The following is a 17,573-nucleotide window of genomic DNA, read 5'->3' on the forward strand; positions in this document are numbered from 1 at the left end:
CGATCTCAAGCCTGCCGTGGAAGGTGGAGAGCAGTCCGATGCGCTCTCATAGAGAGGATCGGGCAGTTAACGGCAGGGCTGTCGTGGCGCTGGTTGTTCAGGCGCTGATTGGGTGCCTCAGCGAATGGTCAAGGGCGTCGGATTTCGCTTTTTCACTGTCAAGAAAACGAATCGCCCAAGGCATCAAGGTCTGGATCGTGCCATCAGCCATTTCGACGATTGCCACGCTGAAGTTGCCGGGCCCGCTCTCGAACTCTTCGTATTCAACTCCCCAGCCGTGAAACTTACCCTCGGCCGCATCTTCGATTCCTGTACGGCGCCCGCAATTGTCGTGGAGCGCCTTCATCGTCATTACTGGTCGCATCGTCCTGCCCTCGGTTGATTTCCCGTCTGGCCCTGTCTCCAAGGCCAGCCAGTGAAATCGTCATGCGGCGAAGAGGTCTTGCTGAGTTGGCGGCACTGCGCAGCGCTGGAGGCCTGCTTTCACCGCCGATTCCAGTAGCTCGGCGTCCTGTTCGAGTTCTGGGCAGCCTTCAGCTACAAGGCCAACCGCTCGGCGAATCTCGGCAGCGCGGGTTTGCAGCGCCGGGATCACGATGAATCGCATGTTGCCGACGGTGCGCCGATCAAGGCTGCATTCCCGGCAAAGCCAGATGTAGTCGAGGATGAATTTCGGCATTTCGGTTGCTCCGGTCGTTTTCCCAATGCACCCGTCACCAGGTGCATCAGGAAAAGGCCCGGTCAGCCCTCGCAGCCCATTTGATAGTTGCTTGCATGCTCTGCGCTGCAAAACGGCAACTCTCGAGTGCGAAGCACCTGACGGTTGGTGTATGGGTCGCGAGTTCGGTCGTGGATGTTGCGGCGCACCACCTGTTCGGCTGGCTTACCGCAGTACGTGCACTTCGTTTGCGTTGCTGCTGCATCGGTCATCGTGTTGCCCTCCGTTGATTTCCAATGCCGCCTCATCGAAGCGGCATCAGTAAATCTGTGGTCTTTCTCCGCACCCGCTTACCAGGTCATTCACTCAGTTCGGTCAACACCTCGTCCGCCGTCGCAGTGGGCTGGCGCACTTTGCTGGCTAGTTGCTACTCTGCGATATGGCCACGGAGTGGGGTTTCATATGGACGCCGATAAGCCGCAGCGGCTGAAGCTCAAAAAGAAGTCCAGCGAGAGCAAGCCAGCGGTGCATGTGCCTGGGCAGGGGTTCAGCGAGGAGTCAGAGAAGTTCTTTTCTGATCTAGCATCGCGCAAGGCTGTCGAGGTCGACATAGATGTTCTTTTCGATCAGTCATACAAGGCTGATCATGAACTCGACGATGTAACCCGAGAGCTCCGATCCGAATTCGCTCTGCTAAACAAAATTATTGAGCTTCAAGAAGTCGCCAAGCAGAAGGGCACGAAGCTGAGCCGCAAGGCCGCGAAAGCGGCGATTAAAGAGGCGAAAAAGGCCAGCAAGGCAGTCACTAAGCCCAAGACAATTTCCCCAGCAAAGCGAACGAAGCCCTCTACAACCGAGCCTGAGTCAAAATGGCTTCGGAAGATATGTTGGCGGTGTGGTAGCAAATTCTCAGTTCACGTGGACTGGGAACGCCCCCCAAGTCTTTGCCCTGCATGTACGAAAGACATTAACGAAACCTATCTCCCTACCGCTCCGGATCGATCTAAGCCCGTTGGATGGGTCCACATCGTTAGTGGTGGAGCGCCAGGCATGGGCAAACGTCGATAACTACTGTCCAGTAGGCTTCCGAAAGCGCCCGATGCAGGCGCTGACGTGAAAATTTCTGGAGCTGCCGGTTACCCGCTACTGGCGTCGGTCACCGGCTCATTCAAGTTGTTCCTCCAGCCGCGGGCCTTTCGGCTTGTTCTCCCGCTGGATAACTGCTTTCGACGTTTTACGCTGCACGCCCGGGTCAGTTGCCAACCCTCTGAACCGTTGAGGCCGGTTCATCGCTGCCTTCGAATCTGGGCCGGTGGTGATCCGGCAAGGTGATGCGGTATCGCTAAAGAGCGGCGGGTCTGTTGAGGCCCTTCGCAGTGGCTGTTTGTCGCTGCGATAGGTTGAATATAGGTACTCCCATATTTAGTGTCAATGGGTATTCCCATAAAATTTATTCCTCCCGTATTTCTGGTCGAAAAAAAAGCCCGCGCTTGGCGGGCTTCAGATGACGCTAATGCTATTTAAACGGTCTGCTGTTCCAAGTCTGAACCGCAGTACCGGCACTTCTTGGCAGCGGCTTTGATGGTTTCCGCGCAGAATGGGCAATCCTTGTTCGCGGCAGCGGCAGCAAGATCCTCGGCGTAAGTTGTGGTCTCGACCGGGCCTGAAGGATGGAAGGCGGGCTTGTTGAGTGCCCAGATGAAAGCCGCAACCCACCCTATAAAGGTCCAGCCGGCGAGGAGGTTTAGCGCGAAGATCGGCGTGGCCTTGGGGTGCTCGCCGATAGCGCAAATTGTCGGGTAGAAGTACAGCGCGATCGCGCTCGGAAAGAAAACGATGCTTGCGACCATCGCAAAGCCGTTGGTGCCGCTCCCAATCAGGTAGCTGATCAGGCAAACAATCCCGAGCAAAATCAGGCCTACGATCTTCATTGGTTCCCTCCATCAATTGAGCTGAGATCTTACCATTCGAGGCCGTGCGCCACCATTTTCTGCGCCGTCAGTCGCCCCCACTGAACGGCTGCGCTTTGAGAGATCTCTACCGGTGCACACCCACCAGGTACTCACCATGAACGACGATCGGAAAAAGCAGGCGTTGGTTGCTTGGCGAAAATTGCTCGAAGAGCCAGAAATTCAGATGGACGTCGAGGAGCAATACGACGAACTGCTGAAGCTGGCGGACGAATATAAGCGCAGCGGCATGATCAACAGTGATGACTGGAGGGAGCTGGTGGAGGAGGCGACAGCCTTCTACGCGCACTCGGTCGAGGGGCTTGAGGGCGGTATGTAAGCGAATTCGCCACGCGTCACTCTTTTGCCAGCGCGGATTCCAGATCAGTAATTTGTGACGGTAGGACGTAAAGGTAGGAAATCAAGTAATCCAGAAGCTCCACCATCTTTCTGGCCATTGGTTCAGTGGGTTCATTCGCATCGTCGAAATGCGCACCAAGGTTTCCTCCGGAGCGAATGGCATGGGAAAGAGACTCAAGTGGAGCCGCAAGATCATGATTAGTTTTGACTTCGTCAATCAACTGGAAAAGAGATTTTGCTCTTTTATCGGTTGCGACCAGATATTTGAAAATACCTTCAAGAGTTCTGCGCGCACCAACGGCAGTAGCAGGAAAATTCTTGGCATTTAGTGAATCGATTGTTGATCTAAGCGCGCGCTGGAGGGGTTCAGGAACCGTATCCGGTAAAACTGGATGACGATAGCCTTTGATCGTCCTGGATGGATACATAAACACTTGGTATGCGGGTGTTGGAGCATTCCCATCGGCGTCTAAAGGCGTTTTTATCGTCCAAAAATGCACTGCGCGTCCACAGCCTGGGCACGAACTGGTCGAGGCGACCGCATCTCGATTTCGATCATCTGTGAAAGTGGTGAGCGAAAAGATTACTTTCTCATCGCAAAAAGGACAGATGGCGGAGATCGATGCCGCGGTCCGTCCGCCGGATACTTGCCAGCGCTTCACTGATAAGTCGTTGATTAAATCCAATTCTCGATCTCCATTTCATAAATTGGCCATCAAAAGATTCGATGGTCTAAGAAAATCCGGACAACCTTTTAATCAGCGGGAATACATCGCCCACCAGAACACATGCCCCAAGATCGAGATCTGCTGCTCCTGGATTTGCTGGAATGTGTAGTCCTCGTCCGGATGCTCGTCACGATTGAAGCTGCGCAGGCGCAGGCCGATTGGGATGCGGTAGACCTGCTTCACGCGAAGCTGGCCGTTGTGGTTGATGGCGTACATCTCGCCGTCAACAATATCGCTCAGTGAGTTTTTCCCCACGTTCACGCCAACCGTCGCGCCGTCGCGCAGCACGGGCATCATGCTGTTGCCGCCAACCTTGACGCACTTCGCGTTACTGAACTGGACGCCATTGTGGCGCAAGTCTTTCTTGAAGAAGCGCAGCCGCGAGCTATCGCATTCTTCGATCGCAAACTTTCCGGATCCGGCTGCCAGCTCCACCTCATGGAGGAAAGGGACGTACACCTCGTCATCATCGAGTGGGGTTTCGTCATCCCACGTTTCGATGGTGCCAAGCTTCACGCTGGGCTGGATGCGTTCAGCCTGATGATCAAGCACACCCTTGAGCATGTCACCGACACCTTCAGCCAGCCACATAGGGGACACGCCACATACAGAGGCGATCTGAGCTGCGAAGGCTGTAGCCTTCGATTTCCCTCTCTCTAAATCCGAGATAGAGGTCTGCGTGAGGCCGGCGCGCTCCGCAAGCTCGGTCTGATTGAGCTTGGCGTGGCGGCGGGCGGTTTTGAGTCGGTCTTTGAATTCCATCAGTGGAGTATTACGGGCGCTCCCATACCCTTGCAAATCGGTATTCCCATAACCTACTATATGGGTATTCCCGTATGGAGGGGCATCATGAACGCAATTTACAAGGGCCTCGTTGACTACTTCGGCACCCAGGAGGCCACTGCCGAAAAGCTCAAGGTTGATCAAAGCACCGTTTCCGGCTGGGTTCGGGGGAAGCACGGCATGTCTCCGGTTATTGCCAAGCGAGCGGAGGCGCTGACCGAAGGTGCTTTCAAAAAAGAAAAGCTGTGTCCGTCGTTTCCTTGGGCCGAGATGGCTGCCTAAGCGGCATCCCTGTCCGCCAATCCGTTGAAGCCAGATTAGAAGAGAGCAGTCCCTATGGAAACGTCCAGTCCAAGACATAGCGTCCAAACCCGTGACCAAGTGCTAGTGGCGCATGCGGCAAACCAGATCGCCCGAACCAGCTTGAGTCAGGACGATTTCGCGCAATCGCTGAGCCTTGAGCTGCACCTGTCGATTCCTGAGCGCGCCAAGAAGAAGGAAGTTCCAGACTTCAATTCGCCAGAACTGACCGGTGACGTGAGCGAGTTTGTGAAGGCGACCGGTCGCTGGCTGAAGCGTGTACAGCGCTGGCTCTCCGGGGATCAGGAGATGCCTTCTTGGCTGGAGGAGTCTTGGGTGAACGCTCTGGAGCCGGAGTTTCGCGACAACTGCATCAATGAACTGGCTGGCCGCCATGGCTTGATCGGCGCTCGCCAGATGCAGAGCGACCAGTGCGCCAACAAAAGCTTCGGTGCACTGATCCGCGCGCTGGGCGACGTGATCGATACCGGTAGCGAAGTCTTTGATGACCAGGTGATGTGCGAAGAGGACCTGCCGCACCTGCCGGCGTTCGCTGAGCAATGCCGTCAGGTCGAGGCTCGGGCAGGGGAGTTAGGACGGAAGGCCGAGACCCTGCTTGCGAAACACAAACCGAATTTGAAGCTTGCCTGAATCGCAGGCACAAAAAAGCCGGGATTGCGCCCCGGCTAATTCATTAACACTTGATGAGGCCGATTATGCATAGCCAACCTACTTCAAGCAATACCCCCAACAGTGTCGCGACACGTTTTTCGAGTTCTGAAAATGTGTCGCGTACCACGATGTCCTCTCGCGAGATCGCTAACGTCACCGGCAAGCGGCACGCCAACGTGAAACGCGACATCGCTGCGATGCTGAAAGAACTGAAATTAGATGTACTCAGTTTTGAGCACATCTATCTGGACGGTCAAAACCGGGAGCAGGTCGAATACATGCTCGACCGCGAACACACCGACTGCCTGCTCACCGGCTACAGCGCCCCGATGCGCATGAAGGTGATTCGCCGTTGGCGGGAGTTGGAGCAGCAGCAGGGCGCTCGCGAGCAGGTTCTGCTCAATGGCACCAAGGTCGTTGGCGAGATCGCCATCATGGAGTGCTTTACGCGCCTGCTGAAGCCGGCTCCATCCTGCCAGATGGCCATGCTCACGAAGATCGCCCAGAACAACGGTCTTGACCCAAAGTTTCTCCCAGGCTACGCCGTCGACGCCGCGCCAGATGCTACTGGCGGATCCTCTATGCCCACCAAGTCAGCCACGGCCTTGCTGAAAGACAACGGCATTCGCGTGTCTCCCGCTGCGTTCAACCGCGCACTGGAAACCAAGGGCTTTCTGAAGCAGCTCCAGCGCAAGAACTCCAAACAGGAAATGGTTCCGTTCTGGTCGGTGACCGAGAAGGGCATGACCTACGGCAAGAACCTGACCAACCCCCAATCCCCGCGCGAAACACAGCCTCACTGGTACGTGGATCGCTTCCCTGAATTGGCCAAACTGGTCGGGAAGGCCTGATATGCAATTCACCGTCACGATCAATCAGGTGAAGGCGTTGGAGTGGGGGCTGAACTCTCAGCAGGCCCTGCTGTTCGCCTTCGTCTACGGCTGCCCGAGCTGGACAAAGCCAATCAAGACTGGCGACGGGATCTTCTTCGCGCTGAGTAAGGCCAAGATCACTGAGGAGCTGCCGCTGCTCACTGACAAGCCAGACACTGCTTACCGCATGCTGAAGGCCCTGGAAGAGGCGGGTTTGATTGAGCTTTCCAGCACGTCGAACATCACCCTGTTTCGTCTGACCGATAAGGCGATTGAGTGGAACCAGAAGCTGGATGGGTCGGAAAAATATCCGACCCCACCAAAGAACGAAGGTCGGAAAAAAATCCGATCTACCTCGGAAAAAAATCCGAGCCAGGTCGGAGAAAAATCCGAGCAAGGGTCGGAAAAATCTCCGACAAATCAGGATACCAATCATCAGGGTACCAATCAGGATACCAGTCAGGACTTGCAAGGCAGCCCGGACAAGCCGGCCCGCAATCTGGTTCTGGTGGTTGATCGCACCGATGCGCCACGGGTTGAGATTCCTGCTGACATGCCGGGCCCAAAAGACCAATCCTGCAAAACCTTCAAGGTCTGGGCGAACTACGCCATGGCCTACCGCAAGCGCTACAGCACTTGGCCGGTATGGAACGCCAAGGTCGGTGGCCAGCTCGGCCAGCTGGTCGACCGCCTCGGCGCCGATGTCGCCCACCACGTCGCCGCGCACTTTCTGAAAACCAGCGATGCCGCCGTGCTGCGAAAGTGCCACAGCCTCAACGAACTGCTGGCCAACGCCGAGAGCTACCACACCCAGTGGGTGACCGGTCAGCGCATCAACGGGACGACGGCCCGCCAGATGGAGCGTACCGAGGCGAACGTCTCCGCCGCCGAGCAGGCCGCGCAAATGGTCTTGGCCAAACGCCAAGCGGGAGAGCGCAATGAATACCTTTGAAATGAATGACCAGCAGGTCGCCGGGCTCGCTGCTGCGATCTGCGCCACTGCCGAGGCCATGGGTCAGGAAATGAACCCGGGCACCGCGGCGATCATGGCCGAAGATCTCTGTGCTTACCCGGTGCCGGTAGTAAAGGCCGCTTTGAAGGCATGCCGATTCGAAGTGAAAGGCAAGTTGGCGATGGCTGACATCCTCCAGCGCGTCCAGGTTGCTGATGGTCGCCCGGGCAAGGACGAAGCATGGGCGATCGCCATGACCACGAATGACGAGTTTGAGACCGTGGTGCTGACCGACGAGATTCAGCTCGCGCTGGCAGCCGCAAAACCTGTCCTCGATGCCGGCGACAAGGTCGGTGCGCGCATGGCGTTCAACAGCGCTTACGAGCGTCTGGTCGGACAGGCTCGGGAAGACAACAAAGACGTCAATTGGCACGTGTCTGTCGGCTTCGACGCCAACCGCCGCACACAGGCGATCACCAAAGCCGTGCAGATGCAGCGAATCCCTCAGGAGCGCGCTCAGCAGTACCTAGCCGACTTGAGTGTCGTGCCGGTCACAGAAGACGGTCGGGCTGTCGTCGCTCTGCTCACCGGTGAAGTTGCGCGGCCTTCGCCAAAACTGCGCGAGAGGCTCGCCGCGGTGAAGGATTCGATGCTCCCCATGCGCGAAGCATCGGCCGAGGAAAAAACAGAACTGCGAATTCTGGCAGCCAATGAGCTGGCGGATCGCCGGGCGCTGCTGATTCAGCAGGCTGAACAATTGGAAGCAAGGAGTGCGGCTCAATGACCATCGACAAACAGAAACTCCAGAAACTGCTGTGGGCCGAGGCCGCGTCCTACCGTGCTGACTGCGCAGACTGGAAGCGCAACACCGAGGCACTGCAAGAATTCCTCGGGGATAAGACCGTGGAGGAGGTGGCGCTGGAACTGTTGGGCGAGAACGAAGCACTGCGCCTTCGTTGCGATCAATTGGACGAGGACAAGCAGTCCATGACCGAAACCCACGTTCTCTACACCTGGCTGCGCAAGAAGTGCGATCAGCCGAGCAATGACTTTGTGGCTGTGCAAATGAACATTGGCCACGACTGGGTGCCCGTGCATGACCTCGATCGCGACCTGCGATCCATGATCGAGCGGGAGGAGCCATGAACGAGTTCCCAATCCGCAGCCAGCGCGACATCAGCCGCCTCATGGGCGTACTGCACGCCACCGACTTCACCAAACCCAAGATCGTGGTCATCAAGGACGAGAAGCGGCCTGACGTCTGCAACCGGAAGATGTGGGCAATGCTCAAGGACGTATCCGAGCAGGTCATCTGGCACGGCAAGAAACTGACCAGCGAAGACTGGAAGTGCCTCTTCAGTGCCTCGCTGGAGAAGCAGCGCGCGGAGCCTGGCCTCGACGGTGGTTTCGTCGTGATGGCCGTATCGACCCGCAAGCAGTCGCAGAAGTGGTTCAGCGATCTGTTCGAGCTGATGCATGCCTTCGGCGCAGAGCATGGCGTGCGCTGGACTGAGCAGGACAAATGGGGAGGGCGCTACTGATGCGAGAAGCCAAAACCTTCACCATCGCCGACGCGCTTACTAAGTGCCTTGTCACCTGGTATCTGCAGGGCACCGCGATCATCAAAACTGCCGAAGAAGCGCCGCCGGAGTGTGGCGACACGTTCCGTTTGGGCTTCAAGGACCACACCGTAGTTTCGGTATGCGGTGATTACAGCCATCGGTCTGCTCAAGCGACGATTGTTCCCAAGGAGGCCGAGCCATGCGCGTAGCCCTCAAGGAAGCGAGGCTGAAAAAGTGCAAGGCCTGTGGCGAGAAGTTCGCGCCGATGTTCAACACCACGCAGGTCGTGTGCAGCCCGAAATGCGCGCTTGCTCACGCGCCGGCGAACAGCGAGAAAGCCCGTAAGGCCATCGCCCAGATCGGTCGACGCGAGATCAAAGTCCGCAAGGAGAAGTTGAAGAGCAGGGCGGATCACCTCCGCGAAGCCCAGGCAGCGGTGAACGGATACGTCCGCCTGCGTGACGCACACCTGCCATGCATCAGCTGCGACTCGACGCCGAACGACCGCGACCTGATGACCGGCAGCCGCTGGGACGCTGGGCACTACCGATCTGTCGGCGCCTGTCCGGAGCTGCGATTTGAGCCGCTGAACATCCACCGCCAGTGCGTGAAGTGCAATCGCAACCTGTCCGGCAACGCGGTCGAGTACCGAATCCGGCTGGTGCTGCGCATCGGCGCCGAAACCGTGGCTTGGCTTGAAGGGCCTCATGAGCCCCGTAAGTACACCGTCGAAGAAATCAAAACCATCAAGGCCGAATACCGGGCCAAGACCCGAGAACTGAAGAGGGCTGCAGCATGATCTACCCAAGCGTTCTGAACGCAGTTGTCTCCGCCCTCGCGGCCGAGGCCATCGACAACACCAGCAAACAGGCATGGCAGAAGCTGTACAACTCGGCCGACGAGGAAGAGGGCGGCGACATGGCGACATTGGTCCGCTCCCGTGGCGCTGAAACCATCGACCGTACGCAAGTGGACTGCTGGGTATCCGCCAGGCTGCACAGTGCGTTAAAGCAGAAGCACTGGGATGCGCTGGTGGCGAAGTACAGTACCCACAAGGGGCGCAAGGTGCAGGCCATCTCTGCATTGCAGGCCCTCATTAGGACCCCGGCGCCGAAGCTGTTCCTGTACAAGGCCACCACTGCCTGGGCTATCCCGCAACTCAAAGGCGCGCGGGTGAGGGTGGCCACATCCGTATCGGTAGAAATTCCACTCGATGCGCCGGCGTGGCGTCGGGAGACGATGGTGAAGGCAGCAGTTGCGGCCGGGCAGGCCAAGGCGAAGAAGGACGAATCCCGATCCGCCGACATGATCGTGCTGAAGGACAGCTTCTACGACATGAATACCTGGGACAACGATGGCACTCCGGAGTCGACGCGGCGCCGGTGGCGGCAGGATATCGGCAAGGCTGCTGACGACCTGGTCAACGAGGCGCTGGCCCACGCTGCCGACATTTTGGAGGGGGAAGGCCTGCTAATTGAACGGGCTGCATGATTGCCTGTTGACATCATTGAGCGGATGAGCGAAATTAATCCCATGCTGTCGATTGTGCGCTCAAATAGATCACCTTCGCAGCATGGTTAGAGTTTTTTGGATAACGCGAGTTCGCGTTATGGACCAGGGGACGAGCAATTTATTCGCTGCAGCAGGAAAGTTACTCCTAGCATTCCTTTTAACCGTTGGCCTGTACTTCTCAGCAACCTTAATAGCAATGCCGATTACGGCGGTACTGACCGTAACCACAGGAGGAATTATGATGATGAAAAGTCTAATCTCGTCTAGTTTGTTTGTTTTAGCTGGGCTAGGGGTTAACTGCTGTTCTTCACTCCTGTTATCCAAAAAACTCTAAATCAAAAAACCCGGCCACCGAGCCGGGTTTTTTATGCCGCCGATTTTTTATTTGTTTTGGTCTCTGTAGTAGGCCAAGGCGTCGTATACGGGTTCATTGAACTCCACCTGGATCAAATCCTCGCCGCGCCGCTTAAAGCGGTAAAAGCTCAAGCCACCCTGAAATCTGATCTTGGTATCCCTCGGCACCTCTCTCAGGGCTTCGACCAGCTCACCCACTGTCATGCTGCTTTCATCGTCCTTCATGCTGCTCTCCGAGTAGTTGAGCGGGCATTTTGCCACGATTAAAAAACCAGCGTTTTGCATGGTTGGCGTGACTGTCACGGTCGTAATTCGTTTTTTGAGCCTCTGTATTCGTCGGGGGATTTTTTGTTCTCGGCTCCACCACATCCATCGCTATGGCAGGGAGTGCTGGGGCTGATCCAAATCCGCAGGGTGTGCCTGCACTTATTCATCACTCCCTGACGGGGAGGAAACGAGATGCCAAACATGCCAGACAAACCAGACACATGGGCGATAGCGCTTGCGTGGTTGAGCCAGCACTCGCCGATCCTCTATGCGGCTGCGCTGTCCTGCGCAATGGCCGTCTTGCGTATCACTTACGGTGGCGGCACACGTCGCCAGATGCTGGTGGAAGGCGCCATCTGCGGCGGTCTGACCCTGACAATCATCAGCGGCCTGGACTTCTTCGGCCTGCCACAGAGCATGGCCACCTTCGCCGGCGGCTGGGTAGGCTTCTTGGGTGTGGAGAAGATCCGGAACATTGCGGATCGGGTGACTGACTTTAAGTTGCCTAGCAGGAAGGCCGAGTAAGTCGCGACACGTTTCGCGAATCAGCAAATTGTGTCGCTACAAACGGCAGAGGTTGACCGGTGTGCCGCCTGCGTCAAGCTCTCTGCCTCTTCAGCGTAGCGGCGAGCATGGCTGTCGACACTATTCCGGGCAATAGAAATATGCACGTGAGTTCGGGAATCCCACGCAGATAGTAAGCGAGAAACATGCCCCAAATCATGGCTGCCGCAGCACCCAATGCGAGCGTTCGAGGGTTGCGCACGTTTGGTGACGCTGCCATCGCGAGAGCATAAATTTTCCATGCTGACCATATCGCAAGCAACGATACGATGAAGGCGCATAAACCTCCCAGCACCACTAGAGGGCGCTCTTGGATGACAAAAAAGAGTGGGATGAACAAAGCCACGATGCCAGCTGCGAAGAGGAGGGTGATTGGCAGAAGCCCGACAAGTGCTCCGATTGTCAGCGCGACTCGCAATTTCGTCAGGTTTTCCATTTCCCACCTTTAGTTTTGCAGCGTTGTTTGCGCGGACTTAATACCGGCAACAAGCCATTATTTCAAGCCCAAGGGGGACCATGGGCAGGCCATGATGATCTCTATGCCGGTGTGCATCCGTAATGCACCGTAGGCACGCTTACCCTCGTGTGGCCGAAAGGCGAAGTGACGGTGCTCGGGCTGGGAGCCAAGTGCGATGACCTTCAGTGCTTGGGTGCAATGCGCCTGGGTGAGCAGAAGCTGATTGATGTCTTGCTCGATGGAGTGAAAGGGTAGGTTGATCTTCTACTGAGAGAAAACGATGATGCTGACTCAATTACCTAATGGAGTGAGGCAATGTCGGATTTCAAAAAGGGTGACCAGGTTCAATTAAAAAGCGGCGGTCCGATCATGACGGTATCTTACGTCGATGACGTACAGCCTCCACTTGAGGACAGGTTGTATCCTGAGCAAGAGTTCAACGTCACGATTTTTTGCCAATGGTTCGATCAAAAAAACAACCTTCAAACAGCGTCTTTTAATCCAGAAACGCTCATTAAAAAGTGAGCATTTACTCGGTAGTTGGTTGAACATTAGCTCGCTTTGATTAGCACTCACGCTTTTCGGCGAGCTTCTCATTTTGTATTGCCCGTATGGGTTGCCGCACGATAACGATACTTCCCCCCCCCCCGATATTTATGATCAGGTAAACGCATGGAAAGGCCCTTTCCTCCATCGTCACTACTTGAACTCTCTGATTTATCTGAGTTAGGGATCCGACTGCTGCCGGCTCCCGAGGTTTGGGAGTGGCTCCAGGCCGAGATCCTCGCCGACACCGGCAGCATCCACAACGAAGACCACGCCCATCTGATCGATGCGGACGTGAGAGTCATGTGGGCGTCTGCTGCCTTCACGAAGAAGGGTCGGACGGTGGTTGGCCAGGCTGAACAGGTAGCGTTCCGCGCTGGTGGTTGGCAGAAGGTCCGAATGGAACAGCAAATGATGGATTGGTTCGGCGACGTGCCGGCCTACATCATCACGCTGGCTGCCGACTACTGCGCCGAATGCAGCGACGCTGACTTCTGCGCTCTGGTCGAGCATGAGCTGTATCACATCGCCCAAGCGAAGGATCAGTACGGCGCACCCAAGTTCACACAGGAAGGATTGCCCAAGCTTGAGATGCGCGGACACGACGTTGAAGAGTTCGTGGGTGTGGTGCGTCGCTATGGTGCGAGCCCTCAAGTGCAAGAGCTGGTGGACGCAGCAAACAATCCTGCTGAGGTGGGGAAATTGAACATATCGAGGGCCTGCGGAACCTGTCTGCTCAAGTTGGCCTGATCCTTGACAGGACCTTGACGGAATAAACCCATATGGCAGCCCTGAAAGATGAGGTGAAGCGGTTCATTGTGCAGGCGTTGGCCTGCTTTGATACGCCGACTCAGGTAGTGCAGGCGGTCAAGGAAACATTCGGCGTCGAAGTGTCTCGCCAGCAGTGCGAACAGTACGACCCAACGAAGCATGCCGGCCGTGACCTTGGCGTGAAGTGGAAAGCGGTGTTTGAAGATACCCGCAAGCGCTTCCGCGAGGAGACCGCCGAAATCCCGATCGCGAACCGAGCGTTCCGGCTCCGCGCCATGAACCGGTTTGTCGAGCGGGCCGAGTCGCTGAAGAACATCGGCCTGGCGATGCAGATCCTCGAGCAAGCCGCGAAGGAAGTCGGCGACGTCTATGTCAATCGCCACCGGAAGGATGAGCCAGACGATGAGCCGGCAATCCCGACGCGCATCCAGGTCGACGTAGTGGATGCGAGGAAGCCGAATGCCGAGCCTTAACGTTCCGCAGTCGCAGTTCCTCCTTTTGCCCCACAAGTTTCGCGCCTTCGTTGCTGGATTCGGCTCCGGGAAGACCTGGGTCGGATGCTCAGCACTGAGCAAGCATTTCATGGAGTGGCCCAGCGTCAACGCTGGTTACTTCGCACCGACATACCCGCAGATCCGCGACATCTTCTATCCAACAATGGAGGAGGTAGCCTACGACTGGGGGCTGAAGACCAAGATCAACCAGGCGAACCATGAGGTTCACATTTACAGCGGCCGGCAGTATCGCGGCACTGTGATTTGCCGGTCGATGGAGAAGCCGCAGACCATCGTCGGCTTCAAGATCGGTCACGCTCTAGTGGATGAGTTGGACGTGTTGACGTCGATCAAGGCGCAGCAGGCCTGGCGCAAGATCATTGCCCGGATGCGTTATAACCTGCCCGGGTTGAAAAACGGCGTAGACGTGACAACGACGCCTGAAGGCTTCAAGTTCGTCTTCCTCCAGTTCGTAAAGCAGCTACGCGACAAGCCGGCGCTAAAGGAAATGTATGGCCTGATCCAGGCCAGCACCTTCGACAACGAGCTGAACCTGCCTGACGACTACATCGCATCGCTGATGGAGTCGTACCCCGAGCAGCTGATCCGCGCGTACCTGAACGGACAGTTCGTCAACCTGACGTCCGGATCGATCTACCACGCTTACGACCGCAAGCTGAACCAGTGCTTCGACACTGTGCAGGCTGGCGAGCCGCTGTTCATCGGCATGGACTTCAACGTCGGCAAAATGGCCGCGATCACCCACGTCAAACGTGACCAAGGCCTACCGCGAGCCGTGGACGAGTTGATGGATGGCTACGACACGCCGGACATGATTCGTCGCATCAAAGAGCGGTACTGGGAGCACACCGGCAACGACTACAAGAAGACCTGCGAGATCCGGATCTACCCGGACGCCTCTGGCGACTCGCGCAAGTCAGTCAATGCCAGCCTCACCGATATCGCCATGCTCAAGCAGGCGGGCTTCACGGTCATCGCGCCGGCGGCCAACCCGCCGGTGAAGGATCGGATCAACGCCATGAACGCCATGTTCTGCAACGCGCAGGGCGAGCGGCGTTACCTGGTGAACCCGTTCACATGCCCGACCTACGCCGATGGCCTGGAACAGCAGATCTGGGCGCCCAATGGCGAGCCAGACAAGAGCCAAGGCAACGACCACGCCAACGACGGCGGCGGTTACTTCATTCACCGCGAGTACCCGATTATCAAACCGGTCACCGCTATCAAAATGGGATACGCCCGATGAGCAACGACGTTTCCTTCAAGCGGGCGGACTACATCGAAGTACTGGATCGCTGGTCGACCGTGCGCGATGTCTGCGCTGGCCAGCACCGGGTTGTCGACCGACTGCCTTACATCAATGCTCACGATAAGTCGCCGGAGAACGTTGATCGCAACAAGGCCTATCGAGAACGGGCGGTGTTCAAGAACGCCACTGGTCATACGCGAAACGGTTTGCTTGGTTTGGCGTTTCACAAAGACCCGACGTTGGTCGTTGCGAAGAAGATGGAGTACCTGCAAGACAATGCCAATGGGTCAGGCGTGAGCATTTACCAGCACTCGCAAGGTACGCTGGAAAAGGTGCTTGAGGCTGGTCGCCACGGTTTGTATGTCGACTATCACCAAGACGCCGGCACCGGTGGCCACTCCGTCATCCTGTCGTACTGCGCCGAAGACATCATCAACTGGCGCACGGGCATGGTGAACGGTCACAGCGTGCTGACCCTGGTGGTGTTGCGCGAGTCGCCGGAGATCGAAGATGGATTTGGTTTCAAGGTGGTCGAGCAATACCGAGAGCTTGCGCTTGAGGATGATGGTTTTGTTTGTCGTGTGTGGCGTCGGTCCGGGCCTAAAGGTGGCGGGCCATTGGCCGTTGTTCAGGACTTCAAGCCCAACGGCGCCGCCGGCCGCCTGAAGGAGATCCCGTTCACCTTCGTCGGCGCGCAGAACAACGATCCGAGCATAGATGAGTCGCCGCTGTACGACATCGCCATGATCAACTTGGGCCATTACCGGAACAGCGCCGACTACGAGGACAGCGTCTTCTGGTGTGGCCAGGCACAGCCATGGATTTCCGGTCTGGACGAACAGTGGCGCGACTGGATGGAGAAGAACGGCGTCTACGTTGGTTCCCGCGCCCCGATGATGTTGCCTGCCGGCGGACAGTTCGGCTATGCCCAGCCATTGCCGAACACGCTGGTGAAGGAGGCGATGGCCGACAAGAATCAGATGATGATTGAGCTTGGCGCCCGGATGGTCGTGGCCTCTCTATCTTCCAAGACGGCGACCGAAGCACGTGGTGATCAATCTGCATCGACGTCGGTGCTCGCCGGCTGCGTGGCCAACGTCAGCGAGGCTTACACCCGGGCGATCATGTGGTGCTGCACGTACATGGGCGTCAACGACGCGAAGGTCGCCTACCAGATCAATCAGGAGTTCGTGGAGCTGACGGCTGATCCACAAATGATCACCGCCTTGGTCGGCCTCTGGCAGAACGGTGGATTCGCCAAAGCGGATCTTCGGGCGTACCTGCGCAAATTGGGCCTGATCGCGCCTGAGCGCACAGACCAGCAGATCGATGGCGAGCTGGCAGAGCAGGGCGACGGCTTGGGCCTGGACGATGAGGACAAAGTAGATGGCGGCAGACCAAGCAATCCTTGACGCTACGATTCGGCACGCTGTCTTCCTCGAAAAGCTTAAGGCTGGGGAGGTCGGCAAGTTTGCCCCCTTCTTGAAGGAGATCGACCGCTCGATCCGCGACCGGCTCACCCAGTCGGATCTGACCGAGTACAACGTGAAGCGGCTGGAGGCGCTGCTGAAAGAGGTCGACAGTCTGCTGATGGGCATCTTCGACCGCTACAGCGCGCAATTGAACCTCGACCTGATCGACATCGCCAACTACGAGGCTGAGTTCGAGGCTACGAGCCTGGCCCGGTCAGCGCCGGTTGGAGTCTCGCTGGATGTAGTCGCGCCGACGGCAGCGGCTATCCGTACAGCTGTACTGACAAACCCACTCAGCGTTCGCGGCACCGGGGGCGGTAAATTGCTGAAGTCGTTCATCAAGGGTTGGACCAGTGCAGAGCGCGAGCGCGTCACCGGCACGATCCGGCAGGGCTTCTTCGAGGGGCAGACGAACTTCCAGATCATTCGCAACATCCGCGGCACGAAGTCGGCTGGCTACAAGGACGGCATTCTCGCTACCACCAACCGCAATGCCAGCACCGTCGTGCACACCGCGATACAGCATGTGTCGTCTCAGGCGCGCATGGAGGTGGCCAAGGCCAACACGGACATCGTGTCTGAAGTCGAGATGGTCGCCACGCTGGACAGCAAGACCAGCCAGCAGTGTCGGTCGATGGATAAGCGACGGTTTCCGGTCGATTCTGGGCCGCGGCCGCCGTTTCACCCGAACTGTCGCACCACATTCACTCTGCTGACAAAGCTCAGCGAGATGTTCGCGAAGGGCGCAACACGCGCCTCGGTGGGTGCTGATGGCGGACAGCAGGTCAGTGCTGACCTCGATTACTACCACTGGCTTCAGCAGCAGCCCGCATCGTTCCAGGACGTGGCAATCGGTCCCGTGCGGGCCAAGTTGTTCCGTGAGGGCGGGTTGACGGTGGAGCGCTTCGCCGAACTGCAGCTTGATCGCAACTTCGCCCCGTTGACTCTGGTGCAGATGCGCGCTCTAGAACCGTTATCATTTGAAAGGGCTGGTCTGCTAATCTGATTGTTTTAGCGCTATATCAAGGAA

At 57.2% G+C, this 17,573-nt stretch carries 26 protein-coding genes and 1 pseudogene; 20 read left to right on the forward strand and 7 right to left on the reverse strand.

Going from position 1 to position 17,573, the window contains the following annotated elements; translation table 11 throughout:
- Window positions 1-97 precede the first annotated feature (97 nt).
- Window positions 98-352 carry a hypothetical protein gene (locus tag M5G26_RS11735; protein WP_273915396.1) on the reverse strand — a complete coding sequence of 85 codons (255 nt, stop codon included), beginning with the start codon at window positions 350-352 and terminating at the stop codon, window positions 98-100.
- Between the two features lie 72 nt (window positions 353-424).
- Complete coding sequence (locus tag M5G26_RS11740; RefSeq protein ID WP_273915397.1) at window positions 425-679, reverse strand: hypothetical protein; 255 nt, start codon at window positions 677-679, stop codon at window positions 425-427.
- Window positions 680-1,120: 441 nt separating this feature from the next.
- Here M5G26_RS11740 and M5G26_RS11745 point away from each other — a divergent pair, with 441 nt between their 5' ends.
- Window positions 1,121-1,726 carry a hypothetical protein gene (locus tag M5G26_RS11745; protein ID WP_273915398.1) on the forward strand — a complete coding sequence of 202 codons (606 nt, stop codon included), beginning with the start codon at window positions 1,121-1,123 and terminating at the stop codon, window positions 1,724-1,726.
- 452 nt (window positions 1,727-2,178) lie between these two features.
- Here the strand turns inward: M5G26_RS11745 and M5G26_RS11750 are convergent, their stop codons facing one another.
- Window positions 2,179-2,589, reverse strand: coding sequence for a superinfection immunity protein (locus tag M5G26_RS11750; RefSeq protein ID WP_273915399.1), 411 nt, complete (start codon window positions 2,587-2,589; stop codon window positions 2,179-2,181).
- A gap of 136 nt (window positions 2,590-2,725) precedes the next feature.
- On the opposite strand from M5G26_RS11750, the gene M5G26_RS11755 reads away from it, so the two are divergent.
- Window positions 2,726-2,947, forward strand: coding sequence for a hypothetical protein (locus M5G26_RS11755; RefSeq protein ID WP_273915400.1), 222 nt, complete (start codon window positions 2,726-2,728; stop codon window positions 2,945-2,947).
- 16 nt (window positions 2,948-2,963) lie between these two features.
- Here the strand turns inward: M5G26_RS11755 and M5G26_RS11760 are convergent, their stop codons facing one another.
- On the reverse strand, window positions 2,964-3,653 hold the full coding sequence (locus M5G26_RS11760; protein ID WP_273915401.1) for a DUF4145 domain-containing protein: 690 nt from the start codon (window positions 3,651-3,653) through the stop codon (window positions 2,964-2,966).
- Window positions 3,654-3,725: 72 nt separating this feature from the next.
- On the reverse strand, window positions 3,726-4,457 hold the full coding sequence (locus tag M5G26_RS11765) for an XRE family transcriptional regulator (protein WP_273915402.1): 732 nt from the start codon (window positions 4,455-4,457) through the stop codon (window positions 3,726-3,728).
- A gap of 87 nt (window positions 4,458-4,544) precedes the next feature.
- Here M5G26_RS11765 and M5G26_RS11770 point away from each other — a divergent pair, with 87 nt between their 5' ends.
- The 10 genes from M5G26_RS11770 to M5G26_RS11815 all read left to right on the forward strand — a co-directional run bounded on the left by M5G26_RS11770 (window position 4,545) and on the right by M5G26_RS11815 (window position 10,327).
- Window positions 4,545-4,760 carry a YdaS family helix-turn-helix protein gene (locus M5G26_RS11770; RefSeq protein WP_098963812.1) on the forward strand — a complete coding sequence of 72 codons (216 nt, stop codon included), beginning with the start codon at window positions 4,545-4,547 and terminating at the stop codon, window positions 4,758-4,760.
- 54 nt (window positions 4,761-4,814) lie between these two features.
- Entirely contained in the window at window positions 4,815-5,429 is a 615-nt protein-coding gene (locus M5G26_RS11775; protein ID WP_273915403.1) for a hypothetical protein, read from the forward strand.
- Between the two features lie 149 nt (window positions 5,430-5,578).
- Window positions 5,579-6,301: a Rha family transcriptional regulator gene (locus M5G26_RS11780; protein ID WP_443218387.1), complete on the forward strand. Its 723-nt coding sequence runs from the start codon at window positions 5,579-5,581 to the stop codon at window positions 6,299-6,301.
- A gap of 1 nt (window position 6,302) precedes the next feature.
- Window positions 6,303-7,274 (forward strand): phage replication protein, encoded by a 972-nt coding sequence (locus M5G26_RS11785; protein WP_273915405.1) that lies wholly within the window; start codon window positions 6,303-6,305, stop codon window positions 7,272-7,274.
- Window positions 7,261-8,058 (forward strand): hypothetical protein, encoded by a 798-nt coding sequence (locus M5G26_RS11790; protein ID WP_273915406.1) that lies wholly within the window; start codon window positions 7,261-7,263, stop codon window positions 8,056-8,058. Before M5G26_RS11785 ends, M5G26_RS11790 begins: the two co-directional genes overlap by 14 nt.
- Window positions 8,055-8,420 (forward strand): hypothetical protein, encoded by a 366-nt coding sequence (locus M5G26_RS11795; RefSeq protein WP_273915407.1) that lies wholly within the window; start codon window positions 8,055-8,057, stop codon window positions 8,418-8,420. Before M5G26_RS11790 ends, M5G26_RS11795 begins: the two co-directional genes overlap by 4 nt.
- Complete coding sequence (locus tag M5G26_RS11800; protein WP_115148352.1) at window positions 8,417-8,815, forward strand: recombination protein NinB; 399 nt, start codon at window positions 8,417-8,419, stop codon at window positions 8,813-8,815. The genes M5G26_RS11795 and M5G26_RS11800 overlap by 4 nt, the downstream gene beginning before the upstream one ends.
- Window positions 8,815-9,045 (forward strand): hypothetical protein, encoded by a 231-nt coding sequence (locus tag M5G26_RS11805; protein ID WP_273915408.1) that lies wholly within the window; start codon window positions 8,815-8,817, stop codon window positions 9,043-9,045. The genes M5G26_RS11800 and M5G26_RS11805 overlap by 1 nt, the downstream gene beginning before the upstream one ends.
- Entirely contained in the window at window positions 9,036-9,635 is a 600-nt protein-coding gene (locus M5G26_RS11810) for a recombination protein NinG (RefSeq protein ID WP_273915409.1), read from the forward strand. Before M5G26_RS11805 ends, M5G26_RS11810 begins: the two co-directional genes overlap by 10 nt.
- The gene (locus M5G26_RS11815) at window positions 9,632-10,327 is read left to right on the forward strand and encodes a hypothetical protein (RefSeq protein ID WP_273915410.1); all 696 of its coding nucleotides are present in this window, start codon (window positions 9,632-9,634) and stop codon (window positions 10,325-10,327) included. Before M5G26_RS11810 ends, M5G26_RS11815 begins: the two co-directional genes overlap by 4 nt.
- Before the next feature lie 402 nt (window positions 10,328-10,729).
- On the opposite strand, the gene M5G26_RS11820 is transcribed toward M5G26_RS11815, so the two are convergent.
- The gene (locus M5G26_RS11820; protein WP_273915411.1) at window positions 10,730-10,927 is read right to left on the reverse strand and encodes a hypothetical protein; all 198 of its coding nucleotides are present in this window, start codon (window positions 10,925-10,927) and stop codon (window positions 10,730-10,732) included.
- A 234-nt stretch (window positions 10,928-11,161) separates the two neighbouring features.
- On the opposite strand from M5G26_RS11820, the gene M5G26_RS11825 reads away from it, so the two are divergent.
- The gene (locus M5G26_RS11825; RefSeq protein ID WP_085747314.1) at window positions 11,162-11,494 is read left to right on the forward strand and encodes a phage holin, lambda family; all 333 of its coding nucleotides are present in this window, start codon (window positions 11,162-11,164) and stop codon (window positions 11,492-11,494) included.
- 73 nt (window positions 11,495-11,567) lie between these two features.
- Here the strand turns inward: M5G26_RS11825 and M5G26_RS11830 are convergent, their stop codons facing one another.
- On the reverse strand, window positions 11,568-11,969 hold the full coding sequence (locus M5G26_RS11830; RefSeq protein ID WP_273915501.1) for a hypothetical protein: 402 nt from the start codon (window positions 11,967-11,969) through the stop codon (window positions 11,568-11,570).
- Between the two features lie 93 nt (window positions 11,970-12,062).
- Here M5G26_RS11830 and M5G26_RS11835 point away from each other — a divergent pair.
- The 7 genes and pseudogenes from M5G26_RS11835 to M5G26_RS11865 form a co-directional block, all read left to right on the forward strand.
- Window positions 12,063-12,245 (forward strand): annotated as a pseudogene (locus M5G26_RS11835) (hypothetical protein); the annotation flags it as partial.
- A 60-nt stretch (window positions 12,246-12,305) separates the two neighbouring features.
- Window positions 12,306-12,515 carry a YodC family protein gene (locus M5G26_RS11840; protein ID WP_273915412.1) on the forward strand — a complete coding sequence of 70 codons (210 nt, stop codon included), beginning with the start codon at window positions 12,306-12,308 and terminating at the stop codon, window positions 12,513-12,515.
- Between the two features lie 147 nt (window positions 12,516-12,662).
- Window positions 12,663-13,286 carry a putative metallopeptidase gene (locus tag M5G26_RS11845; RefSeq protein ID WP_273915413.1) on the forward strand — a complete coding sequence of 208 codons (624 nt, stop codon included), beginning with the start codon at window positions 12,663-12,665 and terminating at the stop codon, window positions 13,284-13,286.
- Window positions 13,287-13,318: 32 nt separating this feature from the next.
- A complete protein-coding gene (locus M5G26_RS11850; protein ID WP_273915414.1) occupies window positions 13,319-13,780 on the forward strand; it encodes a DUF2280 domain-containing protein in 462 nt (153 codons plus the stop codon).
- Window positions 13,767-15,068, forward strand: coding sequence for a terminase large subunit domain-containing protein (locus M5G26_RS11855; RefSeq protein WP_273915415.1), 1,302 nt, complete (start codon window positions 13,767-13,769; stop codon window positions 15,066-15,068). Before M5G26_RS11850 ends, M5G26_RS11855 begins: the two co-directional genes overlap by 14 nt.
- Window positions 15,065-16,483 (forward strand): DUF4055 domain-containing protein, encoded by a 1,419-nt coding sequence (locus M5G26_RS11860; protein WP_273915416.1) that lies wholly within the window; start codon window positions 15,065-15,067, stop codon window positions 16,481-16,483. The genes M5G26_RS11855 and M5G26_RS11860 overlap by 4 nt, the downstream gene beginning before the upstream one ends.
- Window positions 16,458-17,549 carry a minor capsid protein gene (locus M5G26_RS11865; protein WP_273915417.1) on the forward strand — a complete coding sequence of 364 codons (1,092 nt, stop codon included), beginning with the start codon at window positions 16,458-16,460 and terminating at the stop codon, window positions 17,547-17,549. Before M5G26_RS11860 ends, M5G26_RS11865 begins: the two co-directional genes overlap by 26 nt.
- Window positions 17,550-17,573 lie beyond the last annotated feature (24 nt).

It is taken from the genome of Pseudomonas sp. TNT2022 ID642 (genome assembly GCF_028656995.1).
Classification (GTDB): Bacteria; Pseudomonadota; Gammaproteobacteria; order Pseudomonadales; family Pseudomonadaceae; genus Aquipseudomonas.

What these genes read in the sequence shown, in the direction of transcription:
- M5G26_RS11820 (WP_273915411.1), bottom strand. Translation starts at nt 10,927, where the DNA reads ATGAAGGACGATGAAAGCAGCATGACAGTGGGTGAGCTGGTCGAAGCC.
- M5G26_RS11765 (WP_273915402.1), bottom strand. Translation starts at nt 4,457, where the DNA reads ATGGAATTCAAAGACCGACTCAAAACCGCCCGCCGCCACGCCAAGCTC.
- M5G26_RS11850 (WP_273915414.1), top strand. Translation starts at nt 13,319, where the DNA reads ATGGCAGCCCTGAAAGATGAGGTGAAGCGGTTCATTGTGCAGGCGTTG.
- M5G26_RS11865 (WP_273915417.1), top strand. Translation starts at nt 16,458, where the DNA reads ATGGCGGCAGACCAAGCAATCCTTGACGCTACGATTCGGCACGCTGTC.
- M5G26_RS11735 (WP_273915396.1), bottom strand. Translation starts at nt 352, where the DNA reads ATGACGATGAAGGCGCTCCACGACAATTGCGGGCGCCGTACAGGAATC.
- M5G26_RS11795 (WP_273915407.1), top strand. Translation starts at nt 8,055, where the DNA reads ATGACCATCGACAAACAGAAACTCCAGAAACTGCTGTGGGCCGAGGCC.
- M5G26_RS11790 (WP_273915406.1), top strand. Translation starts at nt 7,261, where the DNA reads ATGAATACCTTTGAAATGAATGACCAGCAGGTCGCCGGGCTCGCTGCT.
- M5G26_RS11740 (WP_273915397.1), bottom strand. Translation starts at nt 679, where the DNA reads ATGCCGAAATTCATCCTCGACTACATCTGGCTTTGCCGGGAATGCAGC.
- M5G26_RS11855 (WP_273915415.1), top strand. Translation starts at nt 13,767, where the DNA reads ATGCCGAGCCTTAACGTTCCGCAGTCGCAGTTCCTCCTTTTGCCCCAC.
- M5G26_RS11780 (WP_443218387.1), top strand. Translation starts at nt 5,579, where the DNA reads ATGTCCTCTCGCGAGATCGCTAACGTCACCGGCAAGCGGCACGCCAAC.
- M5G26_RS11825 (WP_085747314.1), top strand. Translation starts at nt 11,162, where the DNA reads ATGCCAAACATGCCAGACAAACCAGACACATGGGCGATAGCGCTTGCG.
- M5G26_RS11775 (WP_273915403.1), top strand. Translation starts at nt 4,815, where the DNA reads ATGGAAACGTCCAGTCCAAGACATAGCGTCCAAACCCGTGACCAAGTG.
- M5G26_RS11800 (WP_115148352.1), top strand. Translation starts at nt 8,417, where the DNA reads ATGAACGAGTTCCCAATCCGCAGCCAGCGCGACATCAGCCGCCTCATG.
- M5G26_RS11845 (WP_273915413.1), top strand. Translation starts at nt 12,663, where the DNA reads ATGGAAAGGCCCTTTCCTCCATCGTCACTACTTGAACTCTCTGATTTA.
- M5G26_RS11810 (WP_273915409.1), top strand. Translation starts at nt 9,036, where the DNA reads ATGCGCGTAGCCCTCAAGGAAGCGAGGCTGAAAAAGTGCAAGGCCTGT.
- M5G26_RS11750 (WP_273915399.1), bottom strand. Translation starts at nt 2,589, where the DNA reads ATGAAGATCGTAGGCCTGATTTTGCTCGGGATTGTTTGCCTGATCAGC.
- M5G26_RS11745 (WP_273915398.1), top strand. Translation starts at nt 1,121, where the DNA reads ATGGACGCCGATAAGCCGCAGCGGCTGAAGCTCAAAAAGAAGTCCAGC.
- M5G26_RS11785 (WP_273915405.1), top strand. Translation starts at nt 6,303, where the DNA reads ATGCAATTCACCGTCACGATCAATCAGGTGAAGGCGTTGGAGTGGGGG.
- M5G26_RS11755 (WP_273915400.1), top strand. Translation starts at nt 2,726, where the DNA reads ATGAACGACGATCGGAAAAAGCAGGCGTTGGTTGCTTGGCGAAAATTG.
- M5G26_RS11830 (WP_273915501.1), bottom strand. Translation starts at nt 11,969, where the DNA reads ATGGAAAACCTGACGAAATTGCGAGTCGCGCTGACAATCGGAGCACTT.
- M5G26_RS11840 (WP_273915412.1), top strand. Translation starts at nt 12,306, where the DNA reads ATGTCGGATTTCAAAAAGGGTGACCAGGTTCAATTAAAAAGCGGCGGT.
- M5G26_RS11770 (WP_098963812.1), top strand. Translation starts at nt 4,545, where the DNA reads ATGAACGCAATTTACAAGGGCCTCGTTGACTACTTCGGCACCCAGGAG.
- M5G26_RS11815 (WP_273915410.1), top strand. Translation starts at nt 9,632, where the DNA reads ATGATCTACCCAAGCGTTCTGAACGCAGTTGTCTCCGCCCTCGCGGCC.
- M5G26_RS11860 (WP_273915416.1), top strand. Translation starts at nt 15,065, where the DNA reads ATGAGCAACGACGTTTCCTTCAAGCGGGCGGACTACATCGAAGTACTG.
- M5G26_RS11805 (WP_273915408.1), top strand. Translation starts at nt 8,815, where the DNA reads ATGCGAGAAGCCAAAACCTTCACCATCGCCGACGCGCTTACTAAGTGC.